Source organism: Pseudomonas sp. WS 5412, assembly GCF_012985615.1.
In the GTDB taxonomy this organism is placed as follows: domain Bacteria; phylum Pseudomonadota; class Gammaproteobacteria; order Pseudomonadales; family Pseudomonadaceae; genus Aquipseudomonas; species Aquipseudomonas shahriarae.
In genome coordinates this window covers 223,054-238,873 of record NZ_JAARMB010000006.1, presented here as the reverse complement: position 1 = coordinate 238,873, position 15,820 = coordinate 223,054, and the positions used below count along the sequence as shown (strand labels likewise).

The following is a 15,820-nucleotide window of genomic DNA, read 5'->3' as shown; positions in this document are numbered from 1 at the left end:
GGTCAGGCTCCTTGAGAGGTGGAAGTGGAGAACGGGCAGTTATGAGTGTCCGAGACAGTGGTTTCGAGAGGGCCGAAAGGCTCCTGCACACCTCGGCACAAGTGGTCGCGAATCAGATACAGCCCGGCCATGAACCCCCAGACTTCCAGGAACGGGCCATAGGGCGAGGGTTGTTGCTCGAGACTGGCGCGATAGTTGGCGATGTGCCGGAAGTGCACGTTGGGGCGGCGGTGATGCGCGTCATGGTTCGGCAAGTCTTGCGGGTACACATACATCCGCACGGGGATGTCCAGGCACACGCACTGCAAACCCCAGATCAGATGGGCGATGATGCCGCGCTCCGGCGGTTTGCGGCCCTGGTAGCGACCCCAGGTCAGGCGGCCGTAGTGGTCTTTTTCGCTGCGCCGGGCGTCCCGTTGATAAAACCAAAGGTGCTCGGTAAACAATTGCAGCCACATGGAGTGTTCAAACAGCACGGCGCGAGGAATCACGTACATCAATGCGAAAGCAGGTAACCCGCCCGTCGCCCACAAAAGCACCAGCACCACCCCCCAGAAGCACCAGCGAAACAGCGCTGCGCGGCGGTCAAGACGCACGAAGCAGTCAAGCCATGTCTCCCGCCATTGACGCAGCAGATAAGCAGGGCGAAACGGGGTGCAGCACACTCGCAACCAGTACGCTGTTTCAGGCATTCCCGGGTAGAACCCTTGCGCCCGGATAAAGCGTTGGTCGGGGTCCTCGTCAGAACACAGCACGCGGATGTTGTGGTGCTCGCGCACATGGCTCTGGTTGTAGGTGTCCCAGTCCTGATAGAGCAGCGGTGTGGTCAGAAATAACCTGGCGTAGCGCTGCGCCCGTGTCTTGTCCTTGAGTACGGCACCGTGGGTAAGGTAGTGAAAGGTGGCTTGCAGGCTACGCAGGCGATTGACCATCAAGACCCAGGCCATCAGTACCAGCAGCACCGCAGTAGCGGGTTGAAAAGCGCCCTGCAGAACGGCCTGGCCGAGCATCACCAAGGCGATTATCACGGCCCATGTAAAGCACAGATGAACCACTAGGTAGCGTTCCCCGGTCCTCTCCATTTCACGCTGCAACACCTGCGCTGTCCGCGCCTGACCCTTACCGGTCAGCCACGTCCAGAGCCCCTGAAAGGGCAGGTGGGCATAGGCCGCTCGAACATCGCCCCGTGGCCCGTACTGACAGTAGTGAGTGCGGTGACGTGCACCTTGCCCCGGACTCATCAGTAGACCCTGGTCAAGTAGAGGACGGGGATGGTGCTGTACAGCCAATAGAATGGCTGCATGCGATTGTGATCGGCGCCGATTACTATGGGGTTGGTCCACTGCTGGGCAAACACTTTGCCAATCGCGGCGTACTCTGCCCCCTGGGCATATAGCACCTGCATCAACTCTTCATTACTGCGCTGCTGATGCCAGGCCTGATAGAGCGCCAGCCTCGCATTCAAGATCGCGGCGTAGTCCAGATCGTTGTCGACGATGCAACCGTTATCCCCGATTGCCAGGCGTTGCTGGGCCTGCGCTGTCAGCGCGTTCCAGATGTCCTCCCCACCCGCCGCCTCGGCGATCATGATCGTCTCGGTGTCCCGCCCCAGGCGGTCGAGGATTTTCTGCTGGCTGACTCGCAGTTTGTGGGCGAAACCTTCGCGTGTTTCCTTGAGGCGGCTCAACGTACGCTCGTCGAACCCTTCAAAATCCCCGGCTGCGATGGCGATGCGTGTCTCAATGCCGTGTTTTTGCAACACTGCCTGTAAGTCGGGCAGGGTCTTGACTACACGTCCGGCCACCAGCCCGATGCCTTCGCCCAAATAATCGAAGGTGTAGCGAAGTCGCCCGTTTTTGTTCTCGTAGCCATAATCAGGGCATACGGGGGAAACCAGCGTGACGATTTCTCCGGCAAGCCCCTTGGCCAGGGTCTCGGCGAAACGCGCGATAAAGTGAGGCGCCGATTGGGCGAATGACAGCCGTTTAAACGCCTGCTCCAGGTCCACCACCAGAGCATCTGGCAGCGCTCGCATGGCCGGATAACGTACTTTCAAGGCTGGCGTCGTCGCGGTGTTGTCGTTTACTGCACAGAGCAGCAAGTTCAACAGCGACGGGCGGCTTTGATTGATATACGGCTTGTTCAGAACCAGCGTTTTCTTGTTTTGATGTGTGCGCACTTCCCACTGGAAGCCAGGAAACTTTGACTGGATAAAACGATAAAAGGGCATGTAGCGAGGAAGCCCCGTAACCACATCATCCGAATGTTGAAACTGTGCATATACGGCCGACAGTTTTGTAACTTCTTCTTCGATGCAAAGTGCCTTGACCAAGTCGGATGGCGGCATTTGAGAAAGCGATATCGGCGACAACACACGCTTGCTGATAAGTTTATGCGTAAGTTTGTTTCTGACGTAATAGTGCGCGAGAGATTGGCTCATAGGTTCACCGGTACGAAAGTTCCTGGTCGGCAGGCATTAGTTCAATACTGTTGATGTTGACGTGTTGCGGCTGCTGCAGGGCCCAAAGAACAGAATTTGCAACATCCATTGGCTCAAGTGGCGTCAGGGAGCTATACGCCCGGTCAGCCAGGGACTGGTCGCCTGCACATTGAACCAGGGCAAACTCCGAGCGGGTTTTGCCGGGCGCGATGTTGGTCAGGCGTACTTTGGTACCGACCAATTCCGTACGCAGGCATCGGCCAAAGTGATCGACAAATGCTTTGGAAGCGGCATAAACGTGGCCGCCTTTATAGTGATAATGAGCACCGATCGAAGTCAGGTTGATCACATGCCCGCAGCCACTTTTTATAAGTGCTGGCAATACGGCCCGCGTGACATTGATCAAGCCGTTAATGTTGGTATCCAACATGGTTGATACATGCTCGTCCGAGACATCCAACAGTGTGCCCTGGCCCTGGATCAAACCTGCACAGTTGATAAGTTTACTAATGTCTGCAAATTCGGCAGGAAGGCCTTTCAAGCAAGTCTTGAGCTGTGCACTGTCCCGAACATCATTGGTCAACGGATAGAAGTTTTCGCGCAGCTCATCGGCTATTGCAGATAGCCGTTCGGTACGACGCCCGATGCCGACGACCTTGTTGCCCTGCGCGATCAACTTTCTGGCACATGCCAGCCCAATGCCAGATGTCACCCCAGTTACGACAACCGTCACGTCACTGTTCAATTGAAGCCCCTTTTGATTGTGGTTTTTATGGATAACTGGAGAGCAGACGCGTCGGTGCCTAGTGAGCTCCCGCAGATTAGAAAGCATCCCAGGCGATGTACCGGTACGGCGATGAGGGGGGGCAGCAAACTGTCTGGTGCTGCGACCATGACAGTTGAAGGGGGCTATTTTTGGCGTTCGTGAGGGCGGCACAGCCGCGAAGGCAGATCTGTGATGCCATTCCCGTGCGCGACCCTCTAGGAGCCGACCCGGCGGTGGTCGTTAGCGATGACGCTGGGCAACTGACAGTCGGCGGCGCTGTAACGGCCGTTATCGCTGGCAAGCCAGCTCTCACAGGAGGAGGTGGTGTCAGGGGGCTGCGATGCCTGTCGTCAGAAATGGGATCCAATTCACACAATAGCCGCGAACTTTTCCGCTTATTTGGCTACTAACCCATCTCGGCACAGCATTGATGGCTAACTAGTGGCAACTTTCAAGTTGTGCCGAAAGCTGTATCAAAACTGATACCGCTTGTCGGAATAAAAATTCCGAATACAAGCATTTAATTGTTGCTGATAGTTTTTATCGTTATTAATCAGCAGCTTACGGGTGATTTAATTTTTAGCTTCAACTAGCCGGGAGTTTTGGCTGGGTGGAAGTTCGATGTTAGTTTGCCGCCCCTTGTTACTCGATGGATCGAAAATGCCTTCGTTATTGCCACGGATTCGGTATTCCCTGTGTATTGCCCTGTTCGCCCTCTGTGGGTCAAACAGCGCAGTGGCCGCGACTTCGCCTGGCGATCAGGACCTGATCCGCGAGCGGCAAAACCGCCTGCTCGAAGAGCAGCGCCGGCGCCTCGAAGACCTCAAGGAATTGCCCGGCAAGGAAGTCAAACCCACAGCGCCCACCGCCCCGGTGGATAACCGTTGCTTCCCGATCAAGACCATTGAGCTCAAGGGCGCCGACAGCCTGTCCGCCACCGAGCGTGAGCGCTTGATCAAGCCTTACATCGACCAGTGCCTGGGCGTTTCCCAGCTCAATAAACTGCTCAAGGCCGTCACCGATCACTACATCGACAAGGGCATGGTCACTAGCCGTGCCTACTTGCCGCAGCAGGATTTGTCCAAAGGGCATCTGCAAGTGTTGGTGGTCGAAGGCAAGCTCGAAGGCTTGAATAGCGCCGCCGACAGCAAGCTCTCGGCGCGCGAGTTGGCCATGGCCTTCCCCGGCCAAAACGGCGACCTGCTCAACCTGCGGGAAATCGAGCAGGCCATCGATCAGCTCAACCGTTTGCCCTCCAACCAGGCACAAATGGAACTGGCCCCCGGCGAAGCCGTTGGTGGCAGTTCGGTGCTGGTAAAAAACAATCCGCAAAAGCCCTGGCGCGCCAGCTTGTCGCGCAATAACGACGGGCAAAAAAGCACTGGCGAGCAGCAGTGGGGCGCCGGCCTTGAGTGGGACAGCCCCCTGGGCCTGGCGGACCAGTTGGTGTTGCGCGGCGGCCATGACGCGATCAGCGATCACCAGAAAACTTCGAAAAACGGCATGTTCTATTACAACGTGCCATGGGGCTGGTGGAACTTCAGCTACACCTACAGCGAGAGCGATTACCGCGCGTTGGGCCAGGCCGATACGTTCAGCTTCAAGCAATCGGGTGACAGCCAGAACCACCAACTGCGCGCCGAGCGCGTGGTGCATCGTGATGACGTGAGCAAGACCTCGGTCAACGTCGGCCTGGCTCACCTGCGCACCAATAACTATGTGTTCACCACCCGCCTGGACAGCAGCACTCGCCTGAGTGAAATGCAGGTCGGCATCAACCACGGTCGGCGGGTCGGCAGTGCCTTCGTCAACATGGATTTGGGCATGCAGAATGGCATTGGCCTGCTCGATGCCCAGTCCCAGGACGAACGCGGCGAGTTTGGCAGTCGTCAGCCCAATTCGCGCTACCGCAAATACACCGCCACCGTCAGCTACCTGCAGCCGTTCACCTTGTGGGGCGAGTCGTTCAGTTTCACCAGCCTGGCCACCGGCCAACGCAGCGAAGACATACTGTTCAGCCCGCAGCGCATGAGCCTGGGTGGCTCGTCCTCGGTGCGCGGCTTCAAGGACCAGCAACTCAACGGTGACAGCGGCGGCTACTGGCGCAACGACCTGCGCTGGTCGCGGCCGGTGCTGGTGGATTGGTTGCGCCCGGCCTTCGGCGAGTACGGCGTGAGCCTGGGTTACGACCAGGGCGTGATCCGCAATGACCGCTACAACGACACTGTCCACGGCCGGGTTTCCAGCAACTCCGTGGAGCTGTTCGCCCGTGGCAAGAATGTCAGCACCAGCGTGACCTTTGCCCATTCTTTGGAACGTCCGGCAGTGATGAGCGAGCGCGAAGCGCCGATCTACTTCCGGATGGATTTCTACCTGTAATTCAACGCCTAGCCGCATCGAGAATTTGACATGGACGTCCGCCAGTTTGCCTTCCTCGCCCGCCTGCCTTCTGCTGCCTTGAAGCGTCGTGACGCGTTCTGCGGCCTGCCCAAGCGCGGCCTGGTGCTGATCCTGGCCAACGCGCTGTTCTGGCAGCCGCTGCTGGCCCAGGCCGACGGCATTGTGGTCAGCGGCCCCGGCACGACGGTGGGCGCGGCGGGCAATGGGGTGCCGGTGGTGAACATCGCCACGCCCAATGGCAGCGGCCTGTCCCACAACCACTTCAAGGACTACAACGTCGGCCCCAATGGCGTGATCCTCAACAACGCCGGCGGCCCGTTGCAGTCCACCCAACTGGGCGGGATTATCGTCGGCAACCCCAACCTCAAGGGTGGCTCGGCGAATGTCATCCTCAATGAAGTCAACGGCGGCAGCCCCAGCCAACTGCGCGGCTACACCGAGGTGGCGGGCCAATCGGCCAAGGTTATCGTCGCCAACCCCTATGGCGTGACCTGCAACGGCTGCGGCTTTATCAATACGCCCAACGTGACCCTGACCACCGGCAAACCGATCCTCGATAACGGCCGCCTGGACCGCTACCAGGTCGATGGTGGTGCGGTGACCATCGATGGCCAGGGCTTGAACGCGAGCAATGTCGACCGCTTCGAAATCATCACCCGCACGGCCAAGATCAACGCGCAGATCAATGCCCGCAACCTGACCGTGATTGCCGGGCGCAACGACGTCAATGCACAGACCTTGAATGCCACCGCGCGCGCCGACGATGGCAGCGCCAAGCCGGAGTTGGCGATTGACTCCTCGGCCCTGGGCGGCATGTATGCCGGCGCGATCAAGCTGGTGGGCACCGAGGCCGGTGTCGGGGTGAAACTGGACGGCACGTTGGCGGCCAGCGCGGGCGATATCCAACTCGATGCCAATGGGCACCTGAGCATGGCGCAAGCGGCGGCCAGTGGCGCGATTGACGTCAAGGCGGCAAGCCTCGACGCCCAGGGTCCGGCCTACGCCGGCACCGCCCTGACGGTGAAAACCAGCGGCGACCTGAACACCCAGAAAAGCCTCGCCGCCCGCGACACGGTGCGCCTGAGCAGCGGCGGGCAGTTGACCAACAACGGCATCATCGAAGCCGGCGTGAATCCCGATAACACCCGCACCACCACCGGCGACGTCAGCCTCGACGCCCGCGATATTCGCAATAACGCCAGTGTGGTTGCCAGCCGTACCGCCACCGTCAAGGCCAGCCAGACCGTGGATAACCAGGGCGGCGTCATCAGTGCCAGAAAGGCCCTGGACATCACCGCCAGCACTGTGGATAACCGCAACAAAGGCCGCCTGCTGACCAGCGGCAGCACCCAGTTGACTGCCGCTGCGCTGCATAACAGTCAGGGCGAAATCATCAGCGACGGCGCGTTGCAGGCCAACGTCGCGCAGGTCAATAACCAGGGTGGCGCGGTGGTCAGCCACGACACCCTCAGCGTCACCGGCGACAACCTCGATAACAGCAACAAAGGCGTGATCTCCAGCGCCGGAGCGCAAACCCTGACCCTCAGCGGCGCGCTCAACAACAGCCAGGGCGGCGCCATCGACAGCGCCGCCGCATTCACCCTGCGCGGCAACAGCCTGGACAACAGCGCCGGCAGCCTCACCGGCAACGGCGCGCTGACCCTCGACCTGCTGGCCGACCTGATCAACCGCAACGGCAAGCTGGCCAGCGCCGGCCCGCTGTCGATCGAGCGTGTCGCCGCGCTCGACAACCAGGGCGGCAAACTCACCAGCCAAACCTTGCTGACGGTATTGGCGGCCAGCCTGGACAACCGCAACAGCGGCACCCTGGCGGCAAACGCTGGGCTGACCCTGAACGCCAGCGGCCTGGTGCAAAACGACAACGATGGCCTGATCCACAGCGAAAACGCCGGCCTGAACCTCACCGTCGGCAGCCTGAGCAACGCCGGGGGCAAGCTCTCGGCCAAGGCGGGTGATGCGCTGATCAACGCCGGTGTTTTCAACAACGGCAACGGCGGTGTATTCGCCGGCCAGCGCGTGCGCCTCAGTGGCGGCAGCGTCGATAACGCCGGGCAGATCGCCGGTCAGCAAGTCGACCTCAGCCTGCTGGGCGCCCTCAACAACCGTGGCCTGATCGAAAGCGCCAGCACCCTGGACATCGCCGCCGCCAGCCTGAACAACCAGGGCGGGCAATTGCGCGCCCTGGGGAGCACGGGCAAAAGCCGCCTGGCGATTGGCGGTACCTTGGATAACAGCGGCGGCAAGCTGGAAGCGGCCAATGCCGACTTGAGCCTGGCCGCCGGCACCTTCCAGAACCAGGGCGGCAGCGTGCTGCATGTCGGCACCGGCGTGTTCGATATTGCCGGCATCAACCTCGATAACGTCGGCGGCAGCCTGGTGACCCAGGGCGACCTGAGCCTGGACAAAACCAACTGGACCAACAGCAGCCTGATCCAGGCCGGCAACCTCACGGTCAATGTCGACACCCTCGAGCAAACCACCAGCGGCCAATTGCTCGCGGCCAACCGCATCAAGGGCACCGGCCAGAACTGGTCCACCCAGGGCGTGATTGCCAGTAACGGCAGCCTCGACCTGACCCTGGGCGGCACCCTCAACAACACGGGGCGCCTGACCGCCGCCACGGACTTCAGCCTGGCCAGCGCCGCGCTGAACAACCTCGGCACCCTGGGCAGCGGTCGCACCATGACCCTGACCACTGGCAGCCTGCTTAACCAGAATGGCCTGCTGTTCAGCGGCGGCGATATGAGCCTGCGGGTCGATCGCCTGAAAAACCTCGCTGCCGATATCTATGCCATGGGCAACTTGAGTATCGACCGTGATGGCAAGGGCGCGTTCGCCACTAGCATTATCAACAGCTCGTCGAGCATTCAGAGTGACGGCAACCTGAGCCTGGCCGCAGGCGCCATCCAGAATATCCGCACGGTCCTGACCAGCGAGTCGGGGATCTACAGCGCCTCGATCAGCCCGGTGCAGTGCATTGAAAACGTCAACGGCGGTGACTGCGAAGGCGGCAAGGAAAACCGTCCGTTCCTGATTGCCCAGCGGGAGCGCCTGAGGGTCACCGACGCCAGCGCGGCCTCCAGCATTACCTCCGGCGCCAACCTGCTGCTGGTCGGCGGCGATGTGCTCAACAGCAGCAGTAGCATCGCTGCAGCCGGCAGCCTGACGGCGCGGGTCAACCAGTTGACCAACCTCGGCCTGGAAACCCACGACACCCTGACCGAGCGCGTATTTTCTTCCGAGCGTACCCGTGATCCGTCGGGCTACAACCAGACCGCCGCGCAATTTACCCAGCGTTATTCCATCGGTGGCGCGGCCTACAACCCTAATAACCTGGGAGGCCTGGAAGCGGCCATGGCGTTCTTCATCGGCGCGATGGAGCGCCAATGGGGCGAGACCAAAACCACCCAACTGGCGGCTCCGGACCAGCGCTACGCTGCGGTGATCCAGGCCGGCGGCGCGGTGAATATCCAGGCCCAGGCCGGCATCGACAACAGCGTGGTGCGCGGCGGCTACACCTACGTCGGCAGCGGCGCCAAGACCGACACCAACGCCCCTGGCTTCTCCACCCAGGTGAAGCTCAACGGGCAATTGCCACCGGATGTCGCCCAGCAACAAGTCAACCCGCTGGGCCTGCCGGGCTTCAGCTTGCCCACCGGGCAGAACGGCCTGTTTCACTTCAGCGACGGCAGTGGTGTACAGGGCCTGCCCAACAGCCAGTTTGCCGCCAACCCGCACAAGTACCTGATCGAGACCAACTCGCAGCTGACCAATATGGCTGAGTTCCTGGGCTCGGATTACATGCTGGCCAAGCTGGGCTACGACCCCGACGCCAGCCAGAAGCGCCTGGGCGATGGGTTCTACGAGCAGCGCCTGATCCAGCAAGCCGTACTTGCCCGCACCGGCCAGCGCTTTATCGACGGCCAGACCAGCGACGCCGGTGTGTTCAAGTATCTGATGGACAATGCCATCGGCGTTCGCCAGCAACTGAACCTGGCCGTGGGAGTGAGCCTCACCGCCGAACAAGTGGCGGCCCTGACCCACGATATCGTGTGGCTGGAAAACGCCACCGTTGCCGGTCAAGACGTGTTGGTGCCGGTGCTTTACCTGGCCCAGGCCAGCAACCGCCTGGCACCCAATGGCGCGCTGATTTCCGGCAGCGACCTGAACCTGATGACCGGCGCCAACCTCAACAACGTCGGCACACTGCGCGCTACCAGCAACCTGGGCGCCAATATTGGCGGTGATTTGCACAACAGCGGGTTGATGGAGGCTGGCAACCGCCTCGACCTGCTGACCGGCAAGAACCTCAACAACCGTGCCGGCGGCATCATCGCCGGGCAGCAGGTCAACCTGGTGGCCGGTGCCGACCTGCTCAATGAGCGCAGCGTCACCACGCACCAGAGCGCCAGCGACTACCGCATCGAGCGCAGCGATTTTATCGACAGCGCTGCGCGTATCGAGTCGGCCAGCACTCTGGCGATGCAGGCCGGGCGCGATATCAACAGTGTGGGCGGCGCGCTCAAGAGCGGCGGCGACACCACCGCCCAGGCGGTGCGCGACGTCAATATCGTCGCGGCACAAACCCTGGACAGCGGCGCCATTGGCAGCCGTTCGCGTCACGAGATCATCACCCAGCAAGGCTCGGTGGTTGAAGCCGGGCGTGACTTCCATGTGGTCGCCGGGCGGGATGTGAGCGCGGTGGGCAGCCAGATCGAAGCCAAGCGCGACCTGAGCGTCGGCGGCGTGCGCAATGTGACCCTGGCGGCGGCGGCCAACGAGCAGCATTCGGCGTACAACTCGAAAAAGGTCAAGAGCATCGAGGACCACGTAAGCCAGGTTTCCAGCGTGCTCAAGGCCGGTGGCAACGTGAGCTTGAATGCGGGCGAAGATTTACTGCTGCTCGCCAGTAACGTCAGCGCCGGCAATGAAGCGTACCTGGTGGCCGGCAAGAATCTGGCCCTGCGGGCCGCCGAGGATCAGGACTACAGCTTCTACAGCAAGACCAAGAAAAGCTCCTCGGGGAAAAAATTCCGTCTCGACGAGACCGACACCGTCAACAACGTTGGCAGCAGTGTCAGCTCTGGCGGCAACAGCACCCTGGTAGCCGGTGAAAACCTGCTGCTGGCGGGTAGCACCGTGGCCGCCGACAAAGGCGCGGCAAAACTGGTGGCGGGCAAGGATGTGCAAATTGTCGCGGTGACTGATGCCGAAAGTGCCCGGCATGAGCGCAAGGAAAGCAAAAGCAGTTGGGGCGGGCTGAAGTCGAGCAAGGTCCAGGACAAGGTCGACGAGAAGCGCACCGTGGCCGTGGGCAGCATGGTCTCGGGCGAGACGGTCAGCGTGGTGGCGGGGCAGGATGCGACAGTGACCGGCTCGGCGCTGGTCAGCACCGGCGACCTGGCCGTGCAGGCCGGGCGTGACCTGACGATTGATGCGGCGCAGAACACCTTTTCGCGCACCGACATGCACAAGGAAAAGAACCGCGACCTGACCGGCGTGTTGACCGGCAATAAGCTGGGCCTGGACGACATCACCGGCAATCAGCACCTGTCCATCAGCAGCAGCAAACACAACGGCACCGCCCAGGAAACCACCCTGACCGGCAGCACCATCGGCTCCAGCGAAGGCAACGTTGCGTTGATTGCCGGGCGTGAATTGAACGTGGTCGCCAGTGATCTGGTGAGCACCAAGAACATGGACCTCAGTGGCGCCAACGTGACCATCACCGCTGGTGCTGAAACCGCGCGGCAAACCACCGAAGACAGCTCCAAAAGCCTGGCCGTGGGCCGGGTGATTGGCGGTGCGGTGATCGACACCGCGCGCAGCATTCACGATGCCACCGAGGCGGCGAAGAACGCCGATGACCCGCGCCTCAAGGCGGTGAAAATCGCCCAGGCCGCCCTGGCGGCCTATAACCTGGGTGGCCAGGCCTCGGACGCCAACGGCCAGAGCGCCGGCTTCAAGAACAAGCAGGGCGGCTCACCCAGCAACGGTTCGTTGATCAAGATTGGCACCGAACTGGCCAACACCCGCAGCAAGGCCAGCAGCGAGTACAACAGCCTGACGGCGCGCCAGAGCACGCTCAATGCCGGGCAGGATCTGTCGATTGTCGCCACCGGCGAAGCGCCCGGCACCCAGGGCAATATCGAGATCACCGGCAGCAGCCTGAAAGCCGCCAACACCTTGTTGCTGGCCAAGAACAACGTGTTGCTGCAAAGCGCCCAGGACACCGTCGACCGCAAGAACGATGGCTCGACCAACAAGACTGCAATTGGCGCCAGCTTCAACATCGGCGAGCAGAACGGCTTCACCCTCGACCTCGGCGCCCAGGGCGCGAAAAACAACGGCAATGGCAACTCGGTAACCCAGGTCAATACCACCCTGGACACCGGCTCGCTGCTGCTCAAAAGCGGTGGCGACACCACCCTCGCCGGCGCCCAGGTGCGCGCTGACCGCATCCAGGCCGACATCGGCGGCAACCTCAATATCCTCTCGCGCCAGGACAGCGAATCGTCGCGCAGCAAGCAGAGCAGCGCAGGCTTTGGCGCGAGTATCTGCATCCCGCCGTTCTGCTACGGCTCCACCGTGGCTGGTTCAGCCAGCATTGCCGCCGCCAAGATGAACAGCGACTACAAGGCCGTGACCGACCAGACCGGCCTGTTTGCGGGCACCGGGGGCTACGACATCAATGTCGGCAAGACCACCACCTTGCAGGGCGGGGTGATTGCCAGCGAAGCGGCGGCGGTGAAGAACCGCTTGAGCACCGATCGCTTGATCGTCAGCGATATCAAGAACACCAGCGAGATCCAGAGCCAGTCGGCGGGGCTCTCCGCTTCGTTCAGCAGCAGCGGCGGCACCTCGCCGGGTGGCAGCATTCCGGTGGCGCTCAAGGAAGACGAGCGCAGCCACACTCGCAGTGCGGTCAGCGACGGCACGATTGTGGTCCGCAACCCTGAGGGCGCCAATGACCTAGTGGGGCTGAACCGCGACACCGCCAATGCCAACCAGAAGCTCGAGCGCCCAGATGAAAAGGCCATGCAAGAGCGCATCGACTTGATCCAAAGCTCGGCGCAATTGGCCAGCGGTGTGATCAGTACGGTGGCCAAAGCCAAGGCGGATGAAGCCAAGAAGCTTGGGCAAGAGGCAAAAGACCAGGCCAGCGCGGGCTCGCCAACGGCGGGGGCTGCGGCCCAGGCGTACGAGGCGGCGAATGCCGAGGCGCTGCGCTGGCAGGTGGGTGGCGACAAGAAACTGATGGCTGACATTGCGTCCGGGCTGATTGCGGCCGGGCTGGGCGGCGCTACCGGCGGCACGGCGGTGGGGATCGTGGCCAATACATCGGCCAGCGATATCTTCAATAAAATCGGGAGTTTTGCCGACGAGCAGAAAAACCGCAAAGACATCGACAGTGCGACCAAGGCCGCCTGGGCCGAAGGCGGCGCAGCGCGCGTTATGTTGCACGCATTGGCGGGGGCTGCCCTGGGGCTTTCCAGCGGCAATGTGCAGAGCGGCGCGCTGGGTGCAGGCGCCTCGGCGGCGCTGATGCCCTCGATTCTGCAAGCGCTGGAAGACAGTGGCATGAAAGAGGCCGACCGTAAGGCCGTGGCTACCCTGATTGCCTCCGGCGTGGGTACGGCGGTCGGTTCCGGGCATGGCACCGGCGGCGCCATTGTGGCCGGTGGCACTGCGGCCAGCGTGGATCGGTACAACCGTCAGTTGCACCCGGACGAGATCAAGTTCGCCTCCGACAAAGAGCGCGTCGATCGCTACGCCGCCGAGCAAGGCATCACCGAGCAGCAGGCGCGCATTGAGTTGCTGCGCACCGCTGCGGCGATGGTCGATCGCGGCTGGAATACCGTGTTGGGTGCAGAGGATGGCAACACCACGACTGCCGCCAGTTTCCTGCGCAGCGAGCTTTCGCAGTCCAAAAGCGCTGACCTGTTCCAGGTCAGCCTGGCCGATTACAACAATGAGCGGTTGGGCCTGTCGCGCCTGATGAAAGACCGGAACTCGGTTGAGAACCTGGTCAAGTACATCGAACTGGTCGACCCCTACAAGTACCTGCACGACCCGAAAAACATGGCCGAAATTCTCAATGCCAAGGGCCAGGGCAGTGCCGAGGGTATTGCCAATGCCGTAGAGGATCTGGCCAGTTTCGGTTCCAAGACGGCGCTTTGGGCGATGAGTACCGTCAATTGCCCAAGCTGTGGCGGTCGGCAATTTATCGCGGCGGTAGAGGCGGTGCAGAGCTTGCCCGAAGAGCTGAGGCTCAAGGGCTATCTGGACACCCTGCATATCATGCAGGGCTATGGCGCCGACGTGCTGCGCCAGAACGAGATGATCGCCACCTCTACCGGCGTGGGCCTCGGCCTGGGCGGCGCGGGTGTCGGTAGTGCTGGCGCGACCACTACCCGCCTGACCGGCGAGCTGGCCGGGGCTGTGGGCAAACGCTTCACCGGCATCATCAACGAAGCGGCCGAGCAGGCACTGCTCAAAAGTGGCGGTATCTTTGGCCCTGATGGCAAACCGCTGATGGATCTGAGCGTGTTGACCCGGGAACAGAAAGGGGTCATGGGCGACTTGTTTGGCGAGCGTTCCGTTAAGCAAATCGTGCCAGACGGACAGAAATTGGCACGGGTACCGGGTTTGGGTGAGACGGGGGTTGATGATCTTTACAAGGTCAGCCGCCCGGATGTCGACTTTGTCGTTATCGAATACAAGTTTGTCAGCGCCGACAAAAAGTCCGGATCTTCGGGGCTGGGCAATACGCTGGATGGCAAGCAAGGCTCCACAGCCTGGACGCTGGGCGGTGATCGTCTGATCCGTGCAGTGGGCAGGGAGCAGAGCCGGGATGTTCGGGCTGCCATCGAAATGAACCGTACCGAAACATGGGTCGTCAGATCGCGGCCGGATGGCTCGACAGAAATTGAGGTGTTGGATGCGCTTGGTAAGGTCAAACCGGTAGACACCTCTAGAATACTACCTTCCAAAAATCTGAATGGGGTTCTTCCATGATTCGTGCACCGCTGGGAGATAAGCAGTATTGGGAGGGGCGTGAGTCAAAGGACCAGCAGTGGATTGAGCGGGCCCGTAAGCTGTTGGCGGAGCCCTCAGCCAACCCCGTCTATAGGCCGCAATTTGCGTTCGACGTTGCCAAGGATAGTTTGACCTCAGGCATCAGAGCCTATTCCCAAGGGCGCAATGTCGTAGAGATCGCGACCTGTTTCCCGCTCCTGCTGGACGCCTGGGAGATGTCCAATAGTGCTGCCCACGAAGTCTGTGCACAAAACAATCTTCAGGTTTGCCGAGACTGGACTTTCGAGCTGACGGATCTCAGCCACTACATCTGGTGTTTCTGGTTGGTGAGCCTGGCGCTGGCGCTGCAGATTCCCGACGACCAGTGGCGTCGACTGGTTGCCTTGATCGGCGAAGGTGGGCAGGACGTTCTGCTGGATCGAATCATCGCCGCCCGCGAGCCCGGGCGGGTGATTGGGGAGCAGCTACTGCACGCCAAGCCTTACTCAAGATTGCTCAAGGCAATCGACGCACCCCAGGAACAACAGGCCTTGCTGTTGCTGGCGTTCGTAGAGCATTGGTACCCGGAGTTGAACCGGCGCGGTAAACAGCAACCCTGGTGGTACGTTTATGGTGACCCGGTAAAACACCCCCTTGAGATGGAAGGCTACTTCGGCCGCTGGTGCTTTGAGGCGGTTGCCGCTGTCAAGGCGTTCGGGCTGGATGACAGCGCTTGTATCGGGCATGAACATTACCCTGCCGACTTGCTCCACCCCACTGAAGCCGTTATCCCCGCACCAGCTCCTGCCCGCGTAGAAAAGGCCGGCTGGCTGGCGCGGTTGTTTGGGCGCTCGGATGAATGAGCCGTCACTTGTACCAGTACCGGCATGGCATTGGCGTGGCTTTGGTACTGGCTGCGTTGTTGAGCGGCTTCTTGCGATTTGATGGCAGTTGGAAGCGTTTTTTGACCATGGTGTTAGTGCAGCTGTGGTTTGGCCAGGCGGTTTACAACTATGCGCGTGGCGCCCGGGTGGCCATAGCACCGGGTGGCATGAGCAAGGACGCCGACCCGGAGTGGCGCGCGGCCTTGGCCGGCTTTGCCTTGTTTTTATATGGGGGCGTGTTCTTTTTGAGTTTTTGACTCTTGCAGGGCAACCCCAGCCCTTTATTGCCAC

The 15,820-nt window shown here is 61.2% G+C and carries 7 protein-coding genes; 4 read left to right on the top strand and 3 right to left on the bottom strand.

The features are described from left to right. Positions 1-2: 2 nt before the first annotated feature. From HBR94_RS11185 to HBR94_RS11175, 3 genes are all read right to left on the bottom strand, one after another. Entirely contained in the window at positions 3-1,028 is a 1,026-nt protein-coding gene (locus HBR94_RS11185) for a fatty acid desaturase (RefSeq protein ID WP_170044789.1), read from the bottom strand. A 212-nt stretch (positions 1,029-1,240) separates the two neighbouring features. Beyond that, on the bottom strand, positions 1,241-2,440 hold the full coding sequence (locus tag HBR94_RS11180; protein WP_169990441.1) for a hypothetical protein: 1,200 nt from the start codon (positions 2,438-2,440) through the stop codon (positions 1,241-1,243). A gap of 4 nt (positions 2,441-2,444) precedes the next feature. After that, positions 2,445-3,185 (bottom strand): SDR family NAD(P)-dependent oxidoreductase, encoded by a 741-nt coding sequence (locus tag HBR94_RS11175; RefSeq protein WP_222932002.1) that lies wholly within the window; start codon positions 3,183-3,185, stop codon positions 2,445-2,447. A 681-nt stretch (positions 3,186-3,866) separates the two neighbouring features. Here HBR94_RS11175 and HBR94_RS11170 point away from each other — a divergent pair. From HBR94_RS11170 to HBR94_RS11155, 4 genes are read left to right on the top strand one after another with little or no spacing between them, the layout of a single operon-like run. Continuing rightward, the gene (locus tag HBR94_RS11170) at positions 3,867-5,585 is read left to right on the top strand and encodes a ShlB/FhaC/HecB family hemolysin secretion/activation protein (RefSeq protein WP_170044787.1); all 1,719 of its coding nucleotides are present in this window, start codon (positions 3,867-3,869) and stop codon (positions 5,583-5,585) included. 30 nt (positions 5,586-5,615) lie between these two features. Next, complete coding sequence (locus HBR94_RS11165; protein WP_170044786.1) at positions 5,616-14,645, top strand: hemagglutinin repeat-containing protein; 9,030 nt, start codon at positions 5,616-5,618, stop codon at positions 14,643-14,645. Continuing rightward, a complete protein-coding gene (locus HBR94_RS11160) occupies positions 14,642-15,508 on the top strand; it encodes a PoNe immunity protein domain-containing protein (RefSeq protein WP_170044785.1) in 867 nt (288 codons plus the stop codon). The genes HBR94_RS11165 and HBR94_RS11160 overlap by 4 nt, the downstream gene beginning before the upstream one ends. Next, positions 15,505-15,786 carry a hypothetical protein gene (locus HBR94_RS11155; protein ID WP_170044784.1) on the top strand — a complete coding sequence of 94 codons (282 nt, stop codon included), beginning with the start codon at positions 15,505-15,507 and terminating at the stop codon, positions 15,784-15,786. Before HBR94_RS11160 ends, HBR94_RS11155 begins: the two co-directional genes overlap by 4 nt. Positions 15,787-15,820: the final 34 nt, after the last annotated feature.